Origin of the sequence: Subsaxibacter sp. CAU 1640 (genome assembly GCF_023156585.1) — a bacterium.
In the GTDB taxonomy this organism is placed as follows: domain Bacteria; phylum Bacteroidota; class Bacteroidia; order Flavobacteriales; family Flavobacteriaceae; genus JBPOFM01.
Map to the genome: position 1 here is coordinate 345145 of NZ_JALNMI010000005.1, position 23315 is coordinate 368459.

At 37.6% G+C, this 23315-nt stretch carries 24 protein-coding genes; 11 read left to right on the top strand and 13 right to left on the bottom strand.

What is annotated here, in order from left to right:
• Position 1 precedes the first annotated feature (1 nt).
• The 5 genes from M0G43_RS14020 to M0G43_RS14040 all read left to right on the top strand — a co-directional run bounded on the left by M0G43_RS14020 (position 2) and on the right by M0G43_RS14040 (position 4816).
• The gene (locus tag M0G43_RS14020) at positions 2 to 2206 is read left to right on the top strand and encodes a xanthine dehydrogenase family protein molybdopterin-binding subunit (RefSeq protein WP_248027433.1); all 2205 of its coding nucleotides are present in this window, start codon (positions 2 to 4) and stop codon (positions 2204 to 2206) included.
• 173 nt (positions 2207 to 2379) lie between these two features.
• Entirely contained in the window at positions 2380 to 2742 is a 363-nt protein-coding gene (locus M0G43_RS14025) for a hypothetical protein (RefSeq protein WP_248027435.1), read from the top strand.
• 461 nt (positions 2743 to 3203) lie between these two features.
• On the top strand, positions 3204 to 3614 hold the full coding sequence (locus M0G43_RS14030) for a c-type cytochrome (RefSeq protein ID WP_248027436.1): 411 nt from the start codon (positions 3204 to 3206) through the stop codon (positions 3612 to 3614).
• Complete coding sequence (locus tag M0G43_RS14035) at positions 3583 to 4029, top strand: hypothetical protein (protein ID WP_248027439.1); 447 nt, start codon at positions 3583 to 3585, stop codon at positions 4027 to 4029. The genes M0G43_RS14030 and M0G43_RS14035 overlap by 32 nt, the downstream gene beginning before the upstream one ends.
• A 118-nt stretch (positions 4030 to 4147) precedes the next feature.
• Positions 4148 to 4816, top strand: a complete 669-nt coding sequence (locus M0G43_RS14040; RefSeq protein WP_248027441.1) for a hypothetical protein — start codon at positions 4148 to 4150, stop codon at positions 4814 to 4816.
• Positions 4817 to 5049: 233 nt separating this feature from the next.
• Here the strand turns inward: M0G43_RS14040 and M0G43_RS14045 are convergent, their stop codons facing one another.
• Complete coding sequence (locus M0G43_RS14045) at positions 5050 to 5298, bottom strand: hypothetical protein (RefSeq protein ID WP_248027443.1); 249 nt, start codon at positions 5296 to 5298, stop codon at positions 5050 to 5052.
• Between the two features lie 90 nt (positions 5299 to 5388).
• Between M0G43_RS14045 and M0G43_RS14050 the strand changes: the two genes are divergently transcribed.
• A complete protein-coding gene (locus M0G43_RS14050) occupies positions 5389 to 6048 on the top strand; it encodes a hypothetical protein (RefSeq protein WP_248027445.1) in 660 nt (219 codons plus the stop codon).
• 68 nt (positions 6049 to 6116) lie between these two features.
• On the opposite strand, the gene secA is transcribed toward M0G43_RS14050, so the two are convergent.
• The 8 genes from secA to M0G43_RS14090 all read right to left on the bottom strand — a co-directional run bounded on the left by secA (position 6117) and on the right by M0G43_RS14090 (position 14697).
• Positions 6117 to 9467 carry a preprotein translocase subunit SecA gene (gene secA / locus M0G43_RS14055; protein WP_248027447.1) on the bottom strand — a complete coding sequence of 1117 codons (3351 nt, stop codon included), beginning with the start codon at positions 9465 to 9467 and terminating at the stop codon, positions 6117 to 6119.
• Positions 9468 to 9643: 176 nt separating this feature from the next.
• Positions 9644 to 9865 (bottom strand): DUF2795 domain-containing protein, encoded by a 222-nt coding sequence (locus tag M0G43_RS14060; RefSeq protein WP_010177336.1) that lies wholly within the window; start codon positions 9863 to 9865, stop codon positions 9644 to 9646.
• 166 nt (positions 9866 to 10031) lie between these two features.
• On the bottom strand, positions 10032 to 10607 hold the full coding sequence (locus M0G43_RS14065) for a cob(I)yrinic acid a,c-diamide adenosyltransferase (RefSeq protein ID WP_248027449.1): 576 nt from the start codon (positions 10605 to 10607) through the stop codon (positions 10032 to 10034).
• Positions 10608 to 10679: 72 nt separating this feature from the next.
• Entirely contained in the window at positions 10680 to 11093 is a 414-nt protein-coding gene (locus tag M0G43_RS14070) for a hypothetical protein (RefSeq protein ID WP_248027451.1), read from the bottom strand.
• Positions 11094 to 11099: 6 nt separating this feature from the next.
• Complete coding sequence (locus M0G43_RS14075) at positions 11100 to 11615, bottom strand: plasmid pRiA4b ORF-3 family protein (RefSeq protein ID WP_248027453.1); 516 nt, start codon at positions 11613 to 11615, stop codon at positions 11100 to 11102.
• A 25-nt stretch (positions 11616 to 11640) separates the two neighbouring features.
• A complete protein-coding gene (locus M0G43_RS14080) occupies positions 11641 to 12657 on the bottom strand; it encodes a COX15/CtaA family protein (RefSeq protein WP_248027455.1) in 1017 nt (338 codons plus the stop codon).
• A 1-nt stretch (position 12658) separates the two neighbouring features.
• Positions 12659 to 14068 (bottom strand): CCA tRNA nucleotidyltransferase, encoded by a 1410-nt coding sequence (locus M0G43_RS14085; protein WP_248027458.1) that lies wholly within the window; start codon positions 14066 to 14068, stop codon positions 12659 to 12661.
• A gap of 68 nt (positions 14069 to 14136) precedes the next feature.
• A complete protein-coding gene (locus M0G43_RS14090) occupies positions 14137 to 14697 on the bottom strand; it encodes an L-threonylcarbamoyladenylate synthase (RefSeq protein WP_248027460.1) in 561 nt (186 codons plus the stop codon).
• Between the two features lie 77 nt (positions 14698 to 14774).
• On the opposite strand from M0G43_RS14090, the gene M0G43_RS14095 reads away from it, so the two are divergent.
• Positions 14775 to 16001: a polysaccharide pyruvyl transferase family protein gene (locus tag M0G43_RS14095; RefSeq protein ID WP_248027462.1), complete on the top strand. Its 1227-nt coding sequence runs from the start codon at positions 14775 to 14777 to the stop codon at positions 15999 to 16001.
• A 20-nt stretch (positions 16002 to 16021) separates the two neighbouring features.
• The gene (locus tag M0G43_RS14100) at positions 16022 to 17233 is read left to right on the top strand and encodes a glycosyltransferase family 4 protein (protein WP_248027464.1); all 1212 of its coding nucleotides are present in this window, start codon (positions 16022 to 16024) and stop codon (positions 17231 to 17233) included.
• Here M0G43_RS14100 and M0G43_RS14105 read toward each other — a convergent pair.
• From M0G43_RS14105 to M0G43_RS14115, 3 genes are read right to left on the bottom strand one after another with little or no spacing between them, the layout of a single operon-like run.
• Complete coding sequence (locus M0G43_RS14105; RefSeq protein WP_248027466.1) at positions 17230 to 18141, bottom strand: glycosyltransferase family 2 protein; 912 nt, start codon at positions 18139 to 18141, stop codon at positions 17230 to 17232. The genes M0G43_RS14100 and M0G43_RS14105 overlap by 4 nt on opposite strands.
• A 41-nt stretch (positions 18142 to 18182) precedes the next feature.
• On the bottom strand, positions 18183 to 19250 hold the full coding sequence (locus M0G43_RS14110) for a glycosyltransferase family 4 protein (RefSeq protein ID WP_248027467.1): 1068 nt from the start codon (positions 19248 to 19250) through the stop codon (positions 18183 to 18185).
• Positions 19251 to 19997 (bottom strand): glycosyltransferase family 2 protein, encoded by a 747-nt coding sequence (locus M0G43_RS14115; protein ID WP_248027468.1) that lies wholly within the window; start codon positions 19995 to 19997, stop codon positions 19251 to 19253.
• 109 nt (positions 19998 to 20106) lie between these two features.
• Here M0G43_RS14115 and M0G43_RS14120 point away from each other — a divergent pair, with 109 nt between their 5' ends.
• Positions 20107 to 20829: a polysaccharide deacetylase family protein gene (locus M0G43_RS14120; protein ID WP_248027470.1), complete on the top strand. Its 723-nt coding sequence runs from the start codon at positions 20107 to 20109 to the stop codon at positions 20827 to 20829.
• Here the strand turns inward: M0G43_RS14120 and M0G43_RS14125 are convergent.
• The gene (locus tag M0G43_RS14125; RefSeq protein ID WP_248027472.1) at positions 20821 to 21558 is read right to left on the bottom strand and encodes a glycosyltransferase family 2 protein; all 738 of its coding nucleotides are present in this window, start codon (positions 21556 to 21558) and stop codon (positions 20821 to 20823) included. The two genes, M0G43_RS14120 and M0G43_RS14125, sit on opposite strands and share 9 nt — an antisense overlap.
• Before the next feature lie 111 nt (positions 21559 to 21669).
• Here M0G43_RS14125 and M0G43_RS14130 point away from each other — a divergent pair, with 111 nt between their 5' ends.
• Together M0G43_RS14130 and M0G43_RS14135 are read left to right on the top strand one after the other, a co-directional pair.
• Entirely contained in the window at positions 21670 to 22491 is an 822-nt protein-coding gene (locus M0G43_RS14130) for a glycosyltransferase family 2 protein (RefSeq protein ID WP_248027474.1), read from the top strand.
• Positions 22492 to 22494: 3 nt separating this feature from the next.
• Positions 22495 to 23313, top strand: a complete 819-nt coding sequence (locus M0G43_RS14135; RefSeq protein ID WP_248027476.1) for a glycosyltransferase family 2 protein — start codon at positions 22495 to 22497, stop codon at positions 23311 to 23313.
• Positions 23314 to 23315: the final 2 nt, after the last annotated feature.

Sequence of the window (23315 nt, forward strand, 5' to 3'; positions counted from 1 at the left end):
TATGGAACGAAGAGATTTTATAAAACTTTCTGCTATATATAGCTCAGGCCTGTTAATTCTTCAATCTGTACCATTATATGCATTGGATGCAGACACAGATACCCCAATTTGTTTTCAGCCACATCCTCTGTTGAAATTATGCGATGATGGTTCTATCATAATTTATGTCAGAAAACAAGAATTTGGTCAAGGGCTTCATACTTCTTTGCCAATGTTAGTTGCAGAAGAATTGGATGCTCGCTGGAAAAACATTAGAGTTGAAAAAGCCGAATTTGACTATGAACACGAAAAGGAATATGTTACTTGGGCGAGTAGGGCAATAAAAGATTTATACAAACCCATGAGGGAGGCAGGTGCGCTAGCTCGTGAAATGTTGGTGCAAGCCGCTGCCAATAAATGGAATATTGATCCATCAATGTGTAAGACTGAAAAAAGTAAAGTTATCAATATGGCTAGTGAAGAATCCATTGCTTACAAAGATTTGATATCAGATGCTTCAGAACTGCCTATTCCCAAGACTCCAAAACTTAAAAATTACAAGGATTTCAAGATTATTGGAAAGAGTAAGAAAAGTTTAGAAATTGATAATATCCTGTCAGGTAAAACCATATTTAGTTATGACTTTAGTCTACCTGATATGGCTTATGCTTTAGTGCTTCGTTGCCCTGTGCATGATGGAACTATTATAAACTATAATGCTACAAAAGCAAAAAATTTGGAAGGTGTTATAGATGTGGTTGAGATACAACCTATGAGAAAAGCAAATGTAGAACAAGGTGTTGCAGTCGTAGCAGATTCATTTTGGACAGCGCAGAAAGCAATCGATTTAATTGATGTTGAATGGGATTACGGGCCATTTAAAGGTGTAACTTCCGAAAGTTTTATGCAAACCCTAAAAGAGAATGTAAAAACTAAAGAGTTATTTGTTATAGACGAATATGGAAATGTTGAGGCTAATTATAATGAATCTAACATTAAAACCGAGCTCCATTTTGAATACCCGTTTTTAGCCCATGCACCAATTGAACCACCAAGTTGCACTGCAACGTACAAGAATGGAAAATATGAAATATGGGGAGGTTATCAAAACCCTGGGTTAGCTTCTAACGGGTTATGTGAGTCGTTCGGAATTGAAAGGGAGTCTTTGCAAATTAATCTTTTACATATTGGAGGAGGATTTGGAAGAAGAATAAACTTTGATAATGCTGCTGAAGCCATGCAATTAGCAAAAGCAATAGACAGGCCTATAAAATTGTATTGGAGTCGGACGGATGATATGAAAAAAGGAGCATATCGCCCTGCTGAGGCTGTAACATTAAGAGCTTCTATTGATAATTATAACAATTTAAGTTCTTGGGAGTTTAGATCTTCAGGAAGCAGTTGGTTTGTAGATACATTTGGGTTAATTGAAATACCAAATTCGGCTCATACAGGTTATGGAGGATTTGGTGAAGAAGGAAATCTCTACTATCCAGTCGGACATTATAAAAGTGCTGGCTTTCATGAACCTGCTCCAGTTAATACAAGTCCTTGGCGTTCTATTGGTAATTCTAGGAGCGTCAACTCTGTAGAATGTGCTATAGATGATTTGGCTCATAAGGCACAAACTGATCCATTAGAATTTAGATTAAACCTATTGCAGGAAAATGGTTGGAAATCTCCTCAAAAGAGGAAAGATTATCAGCCCAACCGTCTGGTAAATGTACTAAATCAAGTTGCTGAAGGCATTGGTTGGTTCAAACCAAAAAAAGCAGACCATTATTATGGCATAGCCTGTTGTCCATATTTGGGAAAACTCAGCTACGCAGCCCATGCTTTTGATATTTCGGTTTCAAAAGACAAAAAGATAACCATTAATCGCGTAGTAGCAGCCATTGATTGTGGCATGGTAATCAATCCAGACGGTGTACTTGCTCAAATGGAGGGTGCTTTTATTTGGGCATTGAGTGCGGCACTGCGAGGAGAAATCACCCTAAAAGATGGGGTTGTTCAAGAGTCTACCTTTAAGGAGTATGGGATTCTTCGGTTTGATGAAATGCCTCCTTTAGAAATCATTATTACTGATAGTAAAGAAGACCCTGGAAGTGTTGGAGAAATGGGTGTTCCATCTGTTGCTCCTGCACTATGTAATGCCATTTTTGCAGCTACTGGTGACCGAATAACCACTTTACCAATAAGTAAAAGTGGCTATGAATTGATAAAATAACTATTGCCAACACAGGTTATAATCCATTGCGGCAGAAATTCCTATCGGACACGAGCACGTAGCGCGAACTGGCATAACAACCTCATTTGTCATTTTCCCACAATAAGTAATATACAAAACCCCTTAATGATTATCTTTAATTAATGAATAATCCATTTTAAACCAACTCGCCCATGCATTTCAACAGATTAGTCCCCAATGTTTACTATAAGAATATCAACGACGGTCTCAAGATGTTTGTCGATTGTCTTGGTTTTAAAATGGGCCACGAAGAATTAAAATCAAAAGAACCTTTTTGTGTCATTGAGGGTAACGAGTTCCATCTAATGCTTTTTCAGCACGAAAAATTGGCAAAGGAACATCAACCTGAGTTCAGGCTCGTGACAAAAAACATAGAAGACGTCTATCAAAAGGTCAGCACATCTCACCCAGAATATTTACACCCCAATCTCAATAAAGTCACACTGCGCCCATGGGGAGCTAAAGAATTTGCCCTGAGAGATGGACAAGTCTGCCTTATCATTCAACAATGGTAAATACTATAAACCCAAATTAACAATCCGTGCTCCAAACCCCTAACTTCAATCTCCCCCTAAAAACCCTATGTCGCCACAGGCGACAAACCGAAGATTTACAGAACTAGATGCAACTCAAATGTAAGTGCGTTTGCCGAAGGCAACTGCGAAGCACATCATGAGTTCAATTACAAATTAATGTGGACGAATAAAAAGAGCATGAAATGAAGAGTTGTCAGCGGTTTTCACAAAGTGAAAAAGTTCCTTAAATCTTCTTGATCTTTTTTGTTTCGTTTTTTGTATCAAGACAAAAAATGAAAGTAGAGTAAAAATACCTCTCGATTGGGAAGGTCTTTTTTGTAACTTTTTTGGACCAAAAAAAGTTAATAATTGATAGACAAACCCAATAGTGCAGATTTACAATCTGAACTTCTCAAACCCACAACTTTTCAATAACTTTGTAAGATCTCAAAACAATAGCAATGAGACAATTAACAAATCGTATTTTGATTCTCTCAAGTATCGTTTTGATATCCGCAATCGGTGTATCCTTTTTCCTTTACAGTTTTTATCCATCAAAAAGAATGGTCTGTGGAACAGTGATGCCAGAAGCATTTTGTGGTACAGAAAATCTGTCAGAAGAAGCTAGGGAAGGAAGACAAGTTTTCAATGCCAATTGCGCTGCTTGTCACAAATTGGACAATGATATGACAGGACCAGCCCTGGCATATACAGACTCTACACTATTATGGAACTGGATGACAATGGGCAAGCATAAGATAGACACATCAAGAACTAAAGAAATGGGTGTCGACTGGCATAAATACCAATGGAGCCAAGTGTTAACTGAACAGGAAATTAATGAGCTTTACGATTACCTTATTGCGCGATAATATGAGAAAAATCATCAAGAACCCAGTTTTATTAATGATCTGTAGTATAGCCTTGTTCATCTCTTGTGCTTCAGAGTCTGAAAAGATTTTAAATGAAAAAATGAATAATGGAGCATTCGATTTTAGCAATCTACGAACCAATGGAAATATTCAGTATACATTAAATGACGATATTCAGTATGGACTAATTGATATGGAAAATGGAGAACAAATAAAATTTTGGTTTCTATCACACCACCATACATCCGACATAGGCGGAACCATATACGAATACCCTAATGGTGAACGACAGTTTTGTGGCGGAAATCATTGCTGCGAAGTTCAGTTCTATGACAACGGCAAACTTGGGCGTACATTTAAAAACAGTTCAGAATTTAAGACGTTTGTCACAGAACGCAACGGGATAAGTCCTTAAATAATTCTTTATGAAATACATCCTCCTTATTGTAATGCTTGCGTTTACATTCAATGGCTTTACTCAAAGCAATGATGCAAAAGTTAAAACAACGTATTCAGAATTTAAATATCCACAATTGATTGCAGATTTCACCTCAACAGACTGGGGGAAAGTCTACAAAGCAAAAGACAGTTTGTTACAAATAGGAGCATCCGCCATTCCTGACTTGATCAAATTATTTGATAACCCCAAAAGTTTTGCCAAATTAGAGGGCACTGCCGATTTAATTTACCCTGGGGCAACAGAATTCTGGGGTCACGGTTGGATTGTTGATTATGATATAGATTGGATTGCTATCCGAGTAGGTTGGGCTTTAGAAGATTTGACCTTTCAAAATTTTGGTTTTTCAGAAAATGTGATAACTGAAAGGGAACTGATGAATTTGCACAAAAAAGATTATGCCAAATACATAGAAACAGGAAAACATGATATAAGTTTTCAAAAGCAAAAATTTAACGAATTAGATCAAATTATTGAAAAGGCAAAAAGATGGTGGAGAAAAAATCAAAAGCATTGGACACCGTTACAAGCATTGAAAGATGCGGTTTTCAGTAATGATTTAGAGCGTCAAATGAATGCAATTCATCAAATGCGCTTCCCAAATTATACAATAAAAGATTTAACACAAGAATGGTTTGACAAAAACTTAAAAAAAAGAATAGAAGAATTAAATAAATCTCGTAACGAAGATTTGGTACTACAAATTGAGTACCTTTTGAGAGACGGGGTAAGCAGTGAAAAATGACAGAATTCCCCCCGCTGGCGCGCGATTGCATCGCGTGTCCCCACAACAAACGTCTCACAATCTCCCAGCTTCAAACCACCCATCCTCACAATCAATAACACCCTCTGCGCCTTTGCGCCTTCGCGAGAACACCATACCCTTCAAGGTCCTCAAGCCATCCCTTGCAGTCCTCTAGCAATCACTCGATATCCCTAAGCAATCCCTCGGTATCCTCAAGCATTCACTCGCAGTCCTCAAGCAATCCCTCGGTGTCCTCGAGCAATCACTCGCAGTTCTCGTGCAATCACTCGCAGTCCTTGAGCAATCACTCGCAGTCCTCGAGCAATCCCTCGCAGTTCTTGAGCAATCCCTCGCAGTTCTTGAGCAATCCCTCGCAGTCCTCGAGCAATCACTCGCAGTCCTCGAGCAATCACTCGCAGTCCTCGAGCAATCACTCGCAGTTCTCGAGCAATCACTCGCAGTCCTCGAGCAATCACTCGCATCCATTTTGAGACCCACCACATTTAAAAACCAACCGCACTACAACTACCAATTAAATTCTTCACTATCTTTAATTCCAAATCGTTAAAAAAGTGAATGCAAAAGCATTTTGGGAGTGGTTCATCGCCAATGAGTCCTATCTCCGCCACGCCATAGACCACAGCAAAGACGACCCGCCACCGCGCATCTTTTCAGACGTTTTCCTCGAGATGGAAAACTACCATTCCGGCATCGGCTACGTCCTTTCACGTCACCCACGCAATAGGGACATTTTTCGTTTTACGGCCACCACCTTTGGAGAGCGTTCCCTTTTGATGCCCATCAAAAACCTCTTTAGTAAAGCGCCGCAACTGCCGCAGTGGTCGTTCAAGGCACTCTTCGGCCCAGAAGATTCCGAAGACATCAACTATGACATTTACGAAACGCCCTATACCTTCGATCAATTCACATTCGATCCAAAAGAAATTCAGGTGGCCGCCATACAGCTCAATCCAGAAAACAACAAGACGCATTTACAGTTCCTCCTGCCATTCCGTTACAAAACCTATGATTTGGAAGAGCTCTATATCGAGTTTGAATACTTTTTAAAAGAGTTGATTGGCGAAATGCAAGTTTATAACCGCATCGATTTTTGCACCATTTCTTTCCACAATGATTTTCCTTATGTACCGTTGGAATGCATCGAACTCATCCTAGAGGCTTCGGAAGATGGCTCAATGTACAGTGATAAAGACAACATAAAACCGCAATAAAAAATCCTGACATCTTAAGACATCAGGATTATTTTTTATAAACTTCCTTTTTAGAAAGGAAGTTGGAATTACTCTTCGGTCAGCACCCAATCGCCTTTAGCCAATAAAGGTTCTGCCTGTTTGTACTTCACGGTTCTATTTTCACCACTCATCACGTGTTTGATGGTGACTTTATCATTACGTCCTATTTTCGGTTTATCTCTAACGATGGTTTCCACAACCTCTTGGCGCTGCGTGTTTCCAGCAGCTCTAGCTTGTGCAGAACGCTCATCCATATTCGGGATTTCCTCTTTCTGGGTTTCCAGTTTTTCTTGCTTACGTGCTTTTGCTTCCTGAATTGTGTTTTGGGTTTCGCTTGGCAATTCACCTTTAAATAAAAATGAAATCACATCTTTATTCACTTGGTCAATCATCTGCTTGAACAATTCAAACGCTTCAAACTTATAAATCAACAACGGGTCTTTCTGTTCGTGTACCGCCAACTGAACCGATTGTTTCAATTCATCCATTTTACGCAAATGGGTTTTCCACGCGTCATCTACAATCGCAAGGGTAATATTCTTCTCAAAATCATTGATGAGTTGTTTACCATTGGTATTGTAGGACTTCTCAAGATCGGTAACCACTTGAAGTGTTTTCACACCATCAGTAAATGGTACGACAATGCGTTTGAATTTATCACCTTGATTTTCATACACATTTTTGATCACAGGAAACGCCATATCTGCATTGCGTTGCATCTTTTCTCTGTAATGCTCAAATGCCGCTTTGTAGATTTTTCCTGCCAAATCTTTTTCAGACAGTTTATTGAATTCTTGCTCTGAAACAGGCGAACTCATCGAGAAATAACGAATCAATTCAAATTCGAAATTTTTGTAATCATTGGCTGCTTTGTTGGTTTCCGCAATGATTTCAGAGGTGTCAAAAATCATATTCGCCAAATCCACACGAAGTCGTTCTCCGTGAAGTGCGTGACGACGACGCTTGTAAACCACCTCACGTTGTGCATTCATCACATCATCATATTCCAACAAACGTTTACGAACGCCAAAGTTGTTTTCCTCAACTTTCTTCTGTGCACGTTCAATCGATTTTGAAATCATAGAGTGCTGAATCACTTCGCCTTCCTTCAAGCCCATTCGGTCCATCATTTTTGCGATTCGCTCACTACCGAACAAACGCATCAAGTTGTCTTCCAAGGATACATAAAACTGCGAACTTCCAGGGTCCCCTTGACGACCAGCACGACCACGTAACTGTCTATCAACACGACGCGAATCGTGACGCTCTGTACCAACAATCGCAAGTCCGCCAGCTTTTTTCACAGCTTCTGTCAATTTAATATCCGTACCACGACCAGCCATATTGGTAGCGATGGTTACTTGTCCTGGTTGGCCAGCTTCCGCTACAATGTCAGCCTCTTTTTTATGGAGTTTTGCGTTCAATATGTTATGCGGAATCTTACGAAGCGTTAACATTTTTCCTAACAACTCACTGATTTCAACCGACGTTGTACCAATCAAGACTGGACGTCCTTCTTGAGACAATTTCGTCACTTCATCAATGACCGCATTATATTTTTCACGTTTGGTCTTGTACACCAAATCTTCTCTATCATCACGAGCAATTGGCTTATTGGTAGGAATTTCGACCACATCCAATTTATAGATTTCCCAGAATTCGCCAGCTTCCGTCACCGCAGTACCAGTCATACCAGCTAGCTTACGATACATTCTGAAATAATTCTGAAGCGTCACTGTTGCAAACGTTTGGGTAACGGCTTCAATTTTTACGTTTTCTTTCGCCTCAATCGCTTGGTGCAAACCGTCGCTATAACGACGACCATCCATAATACGACCTGTTTGTTCATCAACAATCATTACTTTATTGTCGATGACGACATATTGAACGTCTTTTTCAAATAGGGCGTAAGCTTTCAATAATTGGTTCAGCGTATGGATACGTTCAGATTTGATTCCGAAGTCACGGAACAACTCTTCTTTAGCTTCAGCTTCGTCTTCTTTTGAAAGATTTTGAGCTTCTATTTTAGCGATTTCAGTACCAATTTCTGGCATCACGAAGAAAGATGGGTCGTCCTTCCCGGAAAGATATTCAACACCCTTGTCTGACAACTCCACCTGATTGTTTTTCTCGTCAATCACGTAGTACAATTCCGCGTCCACCTTTGGCATTTCGCGGTTGTTGTCTTGCATATATTGGTTTTCAGTTTTTTGAAGCAATTGCTTAACGCCTTCTTCACTCAAAAACTTAATAAGTGCTTTATTTTTCGGCATACCACGATACACTCGCAATAATTTGAAGCCACCTTCTTTAGCATCACCTTCCTGAATCAATTTTTTTGCTTCCGCCAATACACCAGTTAGATACTTACGCTGTACTTCAACGATGCTATCAACTTTTGGTTTCAATTCGGTAAACTCGTGTCTGTCTCCTTGAGGTACAGGTCCTGAAATAATCAATGGCGTACGTGCATCATCTACCAAGACAGAATCCACCTCATCGACGATGGCATAATGATGAGGACGTTGCACCAAATCATCTGGTGAATGTGCCATATTATCACGCAAATAATCAAAACCAAATTCATTGTTGGTTCCGTAGGTGATATCAGCTAAATAGGCTTTTTTACGCGCTGCGGAATTCGGCTGGTGATAATCGATACAATCCACGCTCAAACCGTGGAATTCAAACAATGGCGCCATCCAAGCGCTATCACGTTTTGCCAAATAATCGTTCACAGTGACCAAATGCACACCGTTACCTGCAAGTGCATTTAAGTAAACCGGAAGTGATGCCACTAATGTTTTACCTTCACCCGTTTGCATTTCGGCAATTTTCCCTTGATGTAAGGCCACACCACCTATCAACTGAACGTCATAGTGAATCATATCCCAAGTGATGGGTTTTCCGGCAGCATCCCAAGAGTTTGCCCAAACCGCTTTATCATCTTCTAGAGATACATAGTCTTTACTGCCTGAAATTTCTCTGTCGAAAACATTTGCGGTAACAGTAATGGAAGTATTGTTTACAAAACGTTTTGCCGTTTCTTTAACCACAGCAAACGCTTCTGGAAGAATGTCGGTAAGAACATCTTCGGTAACCTTATAAATGTCATCCTTGATACGGTCGATTTCTTGATAGATATCTTCGCGAGCATCTATATCTTCAGTTTCTTCAGCCTCTTTTTGGAGTTTTTCGATGGTTTCGTTAAAAGGTTGGCGTGCTTCTGCAATTTTTGATTTGAAGTAAGCGGTTTTAGCTCGCAATTCGTCGTGCGACAATGCTTCTAAAGGCTTTTCAAAGGTTTTGATTTGGTTGACAATAGGTGTGATGGCTTTGACATCCTGTTTGGATTTATCGCCGACAAAAACCTTTAATACTGAATCTAAAAAACTCATAAGGTTGTAATATTTTAAGTTTCGAACCGTTTGTGACCGATTCTATATTCTAGTGAACGTGTTTGTGTCGCTTTTTTAAGGCTCACAAAGATACGGTTTGTGTTGTGTTTAATAAAAAATAGCGCACAAAAAAAAGTCTCGGATTGAGACTTTTTAACTATTCTTTTTGAATTTATTTAATATTCGTCCTCGTTCCAGAGGTAATCTTCATCTGTTGGATAATCTGACCAGATTTCTTCAATTGAATCGTAAGAATCACCTTCGTCTTCAATAGCTTGTAAATTTTCAACCACTTCAAGAGGCGCTCCTGTACGGATAGCGTAGTCGATTAATTCGTCTTTTGTGGCTGGCCAAGGTGCATCACTTAAATAAGATGCCAATTCTAATGTCCAATACATTTTAGTGCGTTTTAAATTTCTGCAAAAATAATTTTTTTGTTCAAAAAGTCAAGAAAAAAATGAATTATTTCAAAGTTAATTTACCATTAATAAAAAGAGCGTTCATTCTTCCTTAAATTCTTGATATCTAAAGGATAGTCAAAAAAATCGGAATAGCCTAATTTGTCTAGGACTCTTTTTGCGGAATCCACTTGATTTCTTCGGCTTGCAAGTCTTTAGACAACTTCCGTGCCAATACAAATAGATAGTCAGAAAGGCGGTTGAGATAGGTGAGTGCCTCTGGTAAAAAAGGCTCCAATTCATTAAGAGCAGAGGCTAAACGTTCAGCTCTACGGCAGACACAGCGCGCAATATGACAGAATGACACAGTTTGATGTCCGCCAGGTAGTACGAAATGCGTCATAGGAGGTAAGGCATTTTCCATTTCGTCCATTTCATCTTCCAACTTTTTGATATCGGCTTCCGAAATTTTAGGAATGTTCAAGCGTTCTTTTCCGCTTTTGAGAATAGCTTTTTCTGGGTCTGTGGCCAAAATGGCGCCTATCGTAAATAATTTATCCTGAATAAGCATCAGCATTTCTTTGTAACGAACATCGATTTGCTGGTCACGAATCAAGCCGAGATGCGAATTGAGTTCGTCAACAGTACCGTAACTTTCAATGCGAATATGATGTTTTGGAACACGAGTGCCGCCAAATAATGCTGTGGTACCTTTGTCACCTGTTTTTGTATAGATTTTCATTGTGAAAAGTTCAAGGTTTGAAGTTCAGAATTCAAAGTTAATTGATTTTAGCCACTAATGCACGAATTGAGTTTATAGAGGGTTGTCTAATTTTTCTCTGTATTCTGAATAAATCAAATTGAACTTACTAGAAATTTTTATAAAATCTTTTTCCCAAAAATTATTTATAGCAAGTTCGCTAAAAGTGCCTCTTGGATGAAATTCAAAAGGTAATTTTAAAGTTTTTTCTCTATCAGCATTTTTAATTCCAAATGAATAAGATTGGATTAGGTTTTTTAAATCTTCAAAATTGTCCAAATCAGTATTTATGAAATTCGATTGGGCGGTGTGTTTTAAAAGGATTAACTCAAGAATATTAATAAGTTCTTCTTGAAGTTGCGTCTTGTTTAAACTTGTATAAAAGTTAATTTGAAATTTTTTGCGATTATTGTAATAGACTAAAATTCCTCCAAAAATCAATGCAATTATTAACCAAGGAATTTTCATTAACAACTAATTCCAGTTTTCATCAAAATTCAACTCATCATAATCGTCGATGTCTAAATCATCTTCAAACTCATTGAATTCATCAAAATCTTCTGCAAGAAATGATTTTTCTGGTGCTTCGTCTGGAATTTGTCCGTGGGCAAACATCAAGTTTGGATAATCGACACTATCGGTTTCATCAACAATCTCTGCCAATTCCACAAAGAATGTCCACATATTCAAGAAGTCATAGACATAAATAAGTTTCGTGGCTGCTTCGTGAACGACATCGTTTATGGATGTTTCTTCCATCAAATTTACATTATCGTCGCCTTCACTCATATCAAAAAGGGAAAATTCTTCTCCTTGGTTCCAATCGTCATCGCTTCTGTAAAAAGAAGCCATTTCAGAGCCATCAAACCCGAAAGATTGTGCAATGACATTATGTAAATCTTCAAGTGTGTCCGTTTCACGAATTTCCAAATCGCGAAATACATTGTCTTCTGTATCGTTATCAAGGATAACTCTAAATCGATATATCATACTCAAATATAATTTTTTTTATTGACTATTTGCTGAATCTGTGCAAGGTAAATGTCATAGCCGACAGTAAAAAGAAAGCTCCAACTTGATGCAGTACGCCCAGCCAAACAGGAACTGCCAAGATAATGGTCAACACACCAAGCAAAAATTGTACACCAACCAAAATGAATAAAGAATTCACAGCGTTATGTTGGTGTTTGGTCAAATTCAATCGCTTTGCTTTGTACCAAATGACTAAAATGAAAACTACGATAACATATGCCAAGGTTCGGTGGGCAAATTGCACACCGCTTTTCCCTTCAATAAAATTTAAAAGGACAGGCTCTAATTCAGTATACACCGTTTCGTGCATCAATTTTCCTTCACTCATAAAAGGCCAGTGATTATGGATAAAACCAGCATCCAAGCCTGCTACGAAGGCTCCATAAATAATCTGGAGCAATAACACTGCCATTCCCCAGCGGATAAGGTTTCTGAACTTTTTATCGATATCTTTTTTATTTGGGAACATCAAATCCAGAGCCACCCAAAAGGTGTAGGCAAATGTGATAAATGCCGTCGTTAAATGTGCTGCCAATCGAAAATGACTGACGTCAGGTCTGTCCACCAAGCCGCTTTTGACCATCCACCAGCCCAAAAAGCCTTGAAATCCACCTAAAACCATCAGAATAATTGATTTTTTGATAGTGGGTCTGGTAAGTTGTTTAGTAATCAAGAAGTAGCAAAAAGGTATGAAAAACACTAATCCAATCATTCGACCTATAAAGCGATGCAACCATTCCCAAAAGTAAATGTCCTTGAAATCTTCCAACTCAAAATGGTTGTTTAATTTTTGGTATTCAGGATATTGTTTGTAAAGTTCGAAGGCTTCGTGCCATTCCGCCTCGTTCATTGGCGGCAACGTACCTGAAATCAATTTGTAATTTGAAATTGATAAGCCTGAATGTGTCAGTCTCGTGATGCCACCAACTATGACCATAATGAAGATGAGCACACAACCTGTGAGCAACCAATAGATGACTTTTTTGTTGTCTTTTTTCATATTATTGTTTCTTCAAACCAAGACGTTCACCTTCTTTTAACATCAATTCATAAGCGGCTTCATACTCATTGGGAATATCGCCTTCAAGAATCGCTTCTTTGATGGTTTCCTTGATGATGCCTATTTCCTTTGAAGGTTTCAAATTGAAAGTTTTCATTATGTCCTCGCCAGAAATCGGTGGTTGAAAATTACGAATATGGTCACGCTCTTCAACTTCGACAATCTTTTGCCTGACCAATTTGAAATTGTTATGATATTTGTTGAATTTTTTCGGGTTTTTTGTAGTGATATCAGCTTCGCATAGCGTCATCAAATCTTCAACATAATCGCCAGCATCAAACACCAATCGACGTACTGCTGAATCCGTGACATCATCATCCGACAAGGCAATAGGTCGAGAACTCATAAACACCATTTTTTGGACAAATTTCATTTTGTCATTCAATGGCATTTTCAATCGTTTGAACAGGTGATAGACCATTTTGGCACCTTCAAATTCGTGCGCGTGAAACGTCCAGCCCACTTTTTTACTGAATTTTTTTGTTGGTGCTTTCCCAATATCGTGGAGCAATGCGGCCCAACGCAACCAGACATCATCAGTATGTTGCGAAATATTATCAACGACTTCAAGCGTGTGGTAAAAATTGTCCTTATGCGTTTGACCTTCCACTTCATCAATTCCTTTCAAAGCGGTCAATTCTGGTAGGATGTATTGAAGCAATCCTGTTTTTTCCAACAACAAGAATCCAATGGAAGGCTTATTACTTTTCAAAATTTTGTTTAATTCCACTACAATGCGTTCGTTGGTAATGATGTTGATGCGGTCTTTGTTTCTGGCGATTGCTTTCAGCGATTCATCTTCAATTTTGAAATCCAACTGTGTGGCAAATCTGATAGCGCGCATCATTCGTAATGGGTCGTCGGAATAGGTAATGTCAGGATTTAAAGGTGTACGAATAATTTTCTCATCCAAATCCTTGATGCCATTAAATGGGTCTAGAAGTTTTCCGAAGTTAGCTTCACTTAAATCCAAAGCCAACGCATTGATGGTAAAGTCGCGACGGTTTTGGTCGTCTTCCAGCGTCCCATTTTCTACAATTGGGTTTCTGCTATCTTCATTATAGGATTCCTTTCTTGCGCCAACGAATTCAATTTCAATATCATCGTGTCGCAACATTGCGGTGCCATACGTTTTGAACACCTGAACTTTTGGTTTATTTGGAAGATTTTTGGCAACCTTTTTGGCGAGCTCAATACCACTTCCAATGGCGACAATATCAATATCCTTGTGCTTTCCACGTTTCAAAATAAAATCGCGCACAAAGCCACCAATGACGTAACTATCAACATTCAGTTCTTTAGCAGATTTTGAAATGATTTGGAAGATAGGATGTTGTAAGGCTTCTTTCATAAAATTCCAAAAATCAAATCGCAAATTCCAATTGTTGCAGTTGGAATTTGGTACTTGAAATTTGAGCTTTAACTTCTGATTATTTTCACTTGACCATCATTGCTCAATTTGATAATTGACGATGGTTTTGTGTTTATTTTTTCTCGGTGCAAATTTACGACATAGTCCACACCTTTTAAAATGTCTTGGTCTATTTCTTTGAAGGATTTTGGTGTAGGTTGGCCACTGATGTTTGCAGAGGTCGAAACAATGGCGCCATTGAAGCGTCGCAATAATTGAAAGCAAAAGTCATCATTAGGAATTCGTATGGCAATGGTATTATCTGAAGCAATTAAATTTTGGGCCAAATTTTGTGGTTCATCATAAATGATGGTGATGGGTTCTTCCGAGATATCGATGATATCGAAAGCCGCATCAGGAATTTTCTTGATGTATTTTTTGAGCATTCGGTCATCTGCCACCAAACATATCAGTGCCTTGCTATCTTCGCGCTGTTTCAGTTTGAAGACTTTTGATACAGCCTCTTCATTTGAGGCGTCACAACCTATGCCCCAAACCGTATCGGTCGGGTAGAGAATGAGGCCGCCTTCTTTCAGTATTTGTAGGCATTTGTTTATTTCTGACTGCATTTTTTAGCTATTTTTGCAAAGCGCAAATTTAATGTAAAATTAAATAGGTCGTGCCAATCATTCATACAATAAGGACAATGGAATTTAAAAAAAGCAGTGACGATTTTAGAACCAGAAAGCGGTACTTTTTTATTAACTTAAGATGTACGGTTCAGAATATTTTAAATCGTCTGTTGAGTTTTTTTGAGAAAAAAGAAGATGGTGTTCTGTTGCTTCTACCTGCCACATTGGATGGTTCGTTTGGTGATGAATTAATGGCTGTTACTTTTGTCAATAACGTTGATGGCAATGTTCCAATAACCTTGTATGAACGAAAATGGCATGAGCGTCCAGATTTATTTGGAAACTACAAGAATGTCAATTATTTGCAATACAAATTTGCTCCAAAATTTCATAAGTTTAAAAAAGGTGCTTATGTCATAGGAGCAGATAATTTAACGCCTTCTTATGGAACGGCCGTAACTTCCTATAAGTGTAGAACGCTTCGTAATGCTAATAAGTACAAGCTTCCAACAGCAATCCTCGGTTTTAGTATCAACACGGGAATATTGAATTCTTCTTTGAAAGATGATTTTGCAAGTTTGATTCCTAATACAAGATTTAATTTACGCGATCCTGATTCTTATGAAGTAGCCGATAAATTCTTGCCGACTGAAAACCTTTATCAAGTAGCGGACTTGGCATTTTTATGTCCTTATGATAAAAATGAAGATGCACAATATTTAAATTGGATTTCAGAAAGGCGACAGGAGGGCAATATCATTTGTGGTGTGTGTCCTAACTGGATGCAAGCAAATAAGATAGGAGTTGAGGCTTACATAGGTCATTTTATAGATGTCTTTGAAAAATTACATCATGAAAAAAATGTATCTTATGTAATGCTTTACCACGATATCAGAGGAGAAATGAGTGATCGTGATTTGGCTGAGGCAATCTATTTGAAACTCAAGGAGAGAAACATAGATGCTTTCTTCAAAAGTGATATAAAAAATGGTCTTGAGCTGAAATCCTATTTGGAATATATTGATTTTACCATTTCTGCCAGAATGCATTTTGGGATTTCGGGATATTCATTTGCAAAGCCTTTGTTCGGTATTTCTTATGAAGATAAATTTTCAGGATTGCAGAAACTCTTTGGTGTGGACCCTAAAAAGAGCTTGGTCAGCTACACCGAGATGACGAAGTTTTATGATGTTTTGACAACATTTGTGGATCATCTCCCACAATTTTCGGAATCGACAAAAGCCAATCTGCCCAAAGTTAAAGAGCTTTCAAGAAAGAACTTTGACCAATTGAATAAGTAGACTTCCTAAAATTTCTATCCATGTCCTTATATAAAGACTTCAGATTAAATTATAAGAATAAGCAGCTCAAAAATAAGCTGATGAAGGAGGGCAAGATTCTGGATTTCAATACAATTGATTTTTCAAAAAAGAATGTATTAGTGGTAGATTCCATCATCCCTGAATATGATAGAGATTCTGGGTCTCGACGTCTCCATGAACTGATTAAACTGATGCTAAAAAATGGCTTTAGAGTGTTCTTGGTTGCGGACAAAAAAGAATATAAATATAAAACTGACTACGTTTCCTATTATAATGAAATGGGAGTGGTAACATATGAACCTTGCATTGATGAAGATGGAAATTTTGTAACGCGAGACGTATTTATCGAAAGAATTTTGCAAAATATCCAGTTCGCTTGGCTGCATAGGGCAGATATGTTTTATAAATACCATGACCAAGTCTCAAAGCACAGGCATATCAAACTCATTTACGATATGGTCGATTTTCATTATCTACGATTGGATAGAGAATGGCAATTGAACAAAAATCCGAAGGTCAAAAAGGAAGCGGACAAATATTTGAACATTGAAACCGAAAACTGTAAAAATGCTGATGCCATCATTGCTATTTCTGATGCTGATAAACAAGCTTTGAAGACATTTTATTCAGATGACAGAAAAGTAATCACCATCAGTAATGTCCATCAATATAGAGGAGAAGCTGCAAGTTTTTACAATCGGGAAGGATTGTTGTTCGTAGGAGGTTTTTCTCATACGCCTAATCAGGATGCCGTGCTATTTCTGCACGAACACATCGTGCCATTGCTATGGGAACGGCAACCAGATTTGGTTGTCAACATCATAGGAAGCTATCCTACCAAAGAAGTTTTGGCACTGAATGCAAAAAGATTTAAAGTGCATGGTTTTGTTGATGATATTTCGGGCTATTTCAGAACTTCAAAAGTTTTTGTGGCGCCATTGCGTTATGGTGCAGGCGTCAAAGGTAAAATTGGCCAAAGTTTGGAGTTTGGTTTGCCAGTAGTAACCACATTTATTGGAGCTGAAGGTTTTGATTTTGGCGACAATGAAAATCATTGTGTTGACAATACGCCACAAGGTATGGCTGACAAGATTTTGAAACTTTACAATGAGGACAGCTTATGGCAACGAGTCAGTGATGCTTCCGAAGATATTTTGGAACCATTTTCTTTGAAAGAAATTGAAAGTCGTGTTTTGAAATTATTGAGTTAATCGTTTTCAAAAACAATCTTCTGCTGCTGTTTTAAAGACTCCGAAAGATGAGTGCCTTTCAAAACTAAAGGCAGCATAAACCATTTTTTTGGTTTGATCAAGAATGTCAAGCAATAATAAATCCTAATAAAAAGATACTTCCAATAAGGACTGTTTTTCTTGATGACGTAAAAGTAGGAAATCAATCCTTCTTTGCTGATGGGTTTTGAAGTTCCTGTACTTGCACCTTGATAATGTGTTATTTTGGCTGTAGGAAGCAATACGCTGTCAAATCCGATTTTTCGCATTCTGTAGCAGATGTCCATTTCTTCGAAGTACAGAAAAATATTGGTATCAAAACCTCCAACTTCAGCAAAAACATCGCTTCTAAAAAACATAAAAGCTCCATTTACGTAATTAACTGTTACAGGTTCAGTGTATTCTTTTTTACGTTTTGGGAAGGTGGTAGAAAAATTCTTTTCCAAAAAACTTCGTCCGAAAATCAATTTTCTAATGCCTTTATCGTGATCAAAAGAAACAACATGTTGGCCGTTTTGGTCAAAATTTTGAGCTGTACTGACACCAACTTTTGGATGCTTTTCCATGAACTGATATAAAATAGAAAGACAATCATTTTGCAAAAAAGCATCGTTGTTTAAAAACAGTAAATATTTTGCATTGGCGAATTGAGTTCCGAACATATTTCCTCCGCCAAAACCAGTATTGATGACACTTCTTTGTAGCGATATGTTGTCAGCTTTCGGGAAATTTTGCTTCAGAATCTGATAATCATCGAGTCTAGAATTGTTATCAACCACAACAATATCGTAATTGATATTGACGTCTGTATGATCAATAACCGATTGAATGCAATCTAACGTGTAAGTTGCAGTGTTGTAATTGATAATGATAACAGAAATATCTCTCATTGTTGGTTTTCTAACTGTAAAACTACATAAAGTTGCACGGTTTACAACAGGCTCCTGTAAACTTCCGCGTACTGTTTGGCAGCTTCATTCCAATTAAAACTTTTTGCGTGCTCAATATATTTTTGGGATAAAATGTCTTTATTCTTACTAAATTCATTCAAACCGTCTTCAACAATTTTAGCCATGTATTCTGGTTCGTAATGATTCCAAAAAAACGCATCTTTTCCTCCGATTTCAGGCAAAGACGTATTATTCGATAAAAAAACAGGCTTTCCAAAACGCATTGCTTCAATAGGTGGAATTCCGAAGCCTTCACGCAGTGATGGAAATACAAACGCCGTGCAATTCTGTAAATAATATTGCTTTGCCAAATCACCAATTTTTCCAGTGATATGAACACGATTCTCTAAATTGAGTTTTTTTATGATTGGTAAAAGTTTTGAGTTGGTGTAGTCGGTCTCATGATTTCCAGATAAAATAAGGTCAAATTCGGGTAAATGAGTCAGCATTTCCAGCAACGTATGAAAGTTCTTTCGCTCGGTAAATTCTCCAATGCTGAACAAATAAGGACGTTCTGTTGTCAACGTAGGGATAAAATTTTCAGAAAGATTGATGTCTATAATCGGGTTGCCATTGTAAATAACATATTCGGGAACATCAGGAACTTTAAAATACTGATGTGTGGATACCTTTGCATATTCCGAAATGTAAGTTATGGCATTACTTCGGTTCAATTTATTCTGAAATCGAACGTTGACGTCGTGATTTAAATCATTCGAAACCTCGTCAATAAAATTTACATCGTGAACGGTTAACACATAAGGAATCGAATGGTGAGGTTCAATTTTGATATTTTGATTCATTGAGTGCCAAACCGCGTATTTTTTTCGAATTTGAAAAAATGGATAGCGCCTGAAAGAATAGTATTTTTTGTAGTTAAAATAGTCGCCAAATTCTTTCCTCAACGAGCTTGAATCTTTAACGTGTAGGGTCATTTTGAAATCTTCAATATTGGCATTATAAAGTCCCTTTACCAGATGATAATTGAATTGCCCAAACCCGAAATGCGGATTTTTGATATTATGAGATTCTAAAAAAACCTGCTTCATTTAGTCGATATGTCTATACTTGGTCCACAAAAACAAATAGCGCTTAAACACGGCAAATGCACTCAAATAAGCCAATATAAAACCTTCCTTCCCATCCAAAAAACCCAATTTAATTACATATTGATGCTTGAAACGCCACAACGGCCGAATAAAAAAGTGAAATAAGCTTGGTCTTTTGTTTTTTCGATAAAGCATTTCTGCCTGTAGTTTGGCATAGTGCGTTAATTTCTCATTGTAAGCATCAAATGATTTGTACGAATAGTGGTCAGATGTATTTTTAAGTGTTGCAGTTTTTCCTTTAACGTTTAAAATTTCGTGTACCAAATTTTCACCGTAAGACGCTTCCGATTTTTTAAAAACCCGAATGACAGCATCATTTTGGAAGCCACTGTACTTGATGCGTTTACCCATAAAATGAAAATTCCGTTTTACTTTATAAGCTGAAATGTTAGTATTCGATGCGATTTTGCTTTGAATTTCAGATGCCAATTCTTCAGAAATCATTTCATCCAAATCAAAAAAAACAATCCATTCGTGCGTAGCTTTTTCCAGGGTAAAATTCTTCTGCGTCGAAAAATTGTCAAAAGTCCGATGGTAAACGGTCGCATTCAATTGTTTGGCGATTGCAACGGTTTTATCGGTACTGCCAGAATCTACAATGATGATTTCATCAGCAAATGAAAGACTTTTGATAAAACGCTCTATGTGTTCTTCTTCATTGTATGTGATGGCAAGCGCACTGATCATTCAATCGAAATAAAATTATGTAGATTTGTGAACAAAAGTAGTGAAACTCATTTTTTAAAGCTTCAAAAGCTGGCAAAAAATGCATTTGCTTTGATGATAACCTTTACAGATGGCGCGTTTACCCATTTTAATGTATCACAGTATCTGTCAACATCTCAATGACAGCAAGGGTCTTACGTTAGCTGTTGATATGTTTGAAGCACAATTGGCTTACCTTTCAAAAGAAGGGTATCAAACCTTTCATTTTTCTGAATTGTCACAGTTTGACGGTAAAAATAAACTTCCAAAAAAGTCAGTGATAATCACATTTGATGACGTCTATATCAATCAATTGGAATTGGCTTACCCATTGCTGAAAAAGTACAATTTTAAGGCATCTTTTTTTGTGCCTTTTAAATATGTTGGTGGCCTGGATTCTTGGAATACTAATTCGGAGCAAGTTATGTCAGTGGAGCAATTAAGAAGCCTAGATAAATCGATCATTGAATTGGGTTGGCATTCTTTTGGTCATAACAACTATAAAGAAATGTCTATTGACGAAACTAAAGTTGATTTGGAAGCGTGTCAATCCTATTTGAAGCAGCACCAGTTATCTGTAAAGCCTGTTTTAGCCTATCCTTTTGGAAAATATCCTCGCACAAATCCGAAGCAAGATGAATTCTTCAAATCCCTTGAAGACCATCAAATAACTTATGGATTACGAATCGGCAACAGAGTGAATTCTTTTCCTTTCAAAAATAAGTATGAAGTACAACGCATTGACATCAAAGGAGAAGACTCTTTGGCGAAATTCAAACTGAAATTGCGTTTTGGAAAACTAAAACTATTTTAAGTTTTTTTGAAGGAGCATCAACTTCGCATATCTTGAAAATACGCCGTAAGCGTTGATTCCGGAAATTGCCAAGCCTGGAATGCCATCCATAAAGCCTCGTTTGAGAATATAGCTGCTGAAAAACCTGAAAAAGGGTCTAAAAATTAAGTGCGAATAAGTCACTTTTTTACCTTTTTCCTGTAACTGCTCTGCTTGAAACCACGCATATACATCTCGTTTTTTGATATAATGTTCCAAGCCTTTGTAGGTGTAATGCAAAACAGGATTTTTCAGTTTTCCGATGCTTCCATCAACGATCAATTTTTCGTGAACATTGCCTTCATAACGACATTTTTCCCTTACAACCAAACGAGTGACGTTGCTGCTGTGATGAAACAAAAATCGATTCATAAAAAAATGCGGAAAATTCAACTTGTAAGCGGTGTGCTTTCCGTGGTTTATCGCTTTAATGATTTCCTGTTGCAAGTTGTAAGTGATGCGTTCATCGGCATCAAGAAAAAGCACCCAATCGCAGGTGGCATATTGCAAGGCATAATTCTTTTGACTCGAAAAATTGTCAAATTTTCGATTGACGACTTTGCAATTGAATTGTTTGGCTATGTCGACCGTTTTGTCAGAGCTAAAAGAATCGACGACGATAATCTCATCTGCAAATTTTACAGAATACAGAGCTCTGTAGAGATAATGCTCTTCATTAAAAGTGGGAATGATGACGCTTAAAGTTTTCATCTGAACGGTTTGCAACACAAAATTACATAAATCTAGCTATCTACTGACGACGAAATTAAACTCTTATTTGTATTTATATGCTTAAATTTGCAGTCGCAACAACTTTTGAAAATGACTAATTTACAGATTTCCGTTATCGTCAGTACCTATAATTCCGAAGAATGGCTCCGTAAGGTGCTTGAAGGCTACAAACATCAAACGTATGATAACTTTGAAGTGATAGTGGCGGATGATGGTTCGCGCGACACTACTAGAGAACTTATTGAATCCTATCAAAAGGATTATCCTGTGCCATTGCGACATATTTGGCACGAGGATGAAGGTTATAGAAGACAACGCATCTTAAATATTGCCATTACAGAATGTGCTTTTGATTACGTATTGTTTACGGATGGTGATTGCATTCCTCGTAAGGATTTTGTAGCTGTTCATGCCAAATTTGCTGAAGAAGGTTATTTTTTGTCTGGTGGCTATTGCAAATTGAATATGCCTTTAAGCCAAAAAATAGGCGTTGATGATATTGCAAATGAAAACTGTTTTGATGTTAAATGGTTGAAGCAACAGGATAAGTTAGGTGCAAAGCAATCCATAAAATTATCCGCAGGAACAACCTTGGCGACTGTTTTGGATTTTGTGACACCTACAGGCGCAACGTTCAACAATTGCAATTCTTCCGCTTGGAAAAAAGACCTTATTGCCATAAACGGTTATGACGAACGTATGCAGTATGGAGGACCAGATAGGGAGTTGGGTGAGCGTTTGGAAAACTTCGGAATCAAAACAAAACAAATTCGTCATCAAGCTATCTGTTTGCATCTGGATCACAAAAGAGGTTACAAGACGAAAGAATCGCTTGAAAGAAATCTTCAAATACGGAAGGACGTCAAAACAGAGAAAAAAGTCTGGACAGATTATGGCATCGTAAAAAAATAATTAGTGCCAACAACTTCTACATCAGTCATCATAAGCACATATAATCAGCCAGAATGGTTGCGCAAGGTTTTGATTGGTTATGAACAGCAAACTTTAAAAGATTTTGAAATTGTAATAGCAGATGATGGCTCTACAGTTGAAACAAAAAATCTGATTGAGGCGTTTGAACACGATTCAGAATTGAAAATAAAACATATTTGGCAGGAAGATGATGGGTTTCAGAAAACGAAAATCCTTAATAAAGCCATTCTAGCTTCCGAAGGTGAGTATCTCATTTTTACCGATGGCGATTGCATTCCTCGCAATGATTTTGTTTATAAACATAATTCCTTAAAAAAAGCGAACCACTTTTTATCAGGAGGTTATTTTAAGTTGCCATTGTCCATTTCGCAAGAAATCACCAAAGAAGATATCGTTCAACAGTTCTGTTTTGATAAGAATTGGTTGGTTCAAAAAGGGATGAAACCATCTTTTAAAATGAACAAGTTAACTTCAACAGGTTTGAAGGAATGGGCTTTAAATATATTTACACCAACCAAAGCCACATGGGATGGTATGAATGCTTCCGGGTTTAAAAAGGATATATTATCAGTAAACGGGTTTGATGAGCGAATGCAGTATGGAGGTGAAGATAGAGAAATGGGTGAACGCTTGATGAACAAAGGTGTTAATGCCACGCAAATTAGATACAGCGCTGTTTGCATACATCTTCATCATGAAAGAGGATATGCAACGGAAGAACAAAAATCAAGGAATCAAGACATCCGCAAGCAGACCAAACTTCAAAAGAAGGTTTGGACAGAATTTGGTATTGACAAATAAGA